Consider the following 439-nt stretch of genomic DNA (forward strand, 5'->3'; position numbering starts at 1 on the left):
ACTCGATCGACGCATCGAAGGAAAAGATCCTGGCCGAGAACCTGCACGCCACGCGCGATGCGATCGACCAGTTCTACGGCGACCTGGGACGGTATCCCGATTCGCTGCAGGAGCTGGTCAACCGGCACTACCTGCGCACGCTACCGTTAGATCCGGTCGCCGACAACGCCACCAGCTGGCAGATCATCGCGCCCGAGGAGCAATTCCCCGGCAAGGTCTACGACCTCAAGAGCGGCGCGCAGGGCAGCACGCTCGACGGGCGGCCGTTCGATTCCTTATGACGGCGATGGCGCGTTCGGGGGCTGGCGCGGCGGCGCGCGCGGGCGGCCACGATGGCGCGCGCCCGGATTTCGCGCGTTCCGGGCGGGCTGCTTCGCGGGGCGCGCCGGTGGCGGGTCGACGGCAGCCTCGACGGCCGCTTTGCGGGCCGCGCGGACAG

Annotated in this window: 1 protein-coding gene; it reads left to right on the top strand. The window is 70.2% G+C overall.

What is annotated here, in order from left to right:
- A partial coding sequence (locus FQ755_RS16175; protein ID WP_144155865.1) for a type II secretion system protein G occupies window positions 1–281 on the top strand: 281 nt, incomplete at its 5' end.
- Window positions 282–439 lie beyond the last annotated feature (158 nt).

The organism is Paraburkholderia sp. BCC1885, assembly GCF_900996235.1.
Lineage (GTDB): Bacteria > Pseudomonadota > Gammaproteobacteria > Burkholderiales > Burkholderiaceae > Paraburkholderia.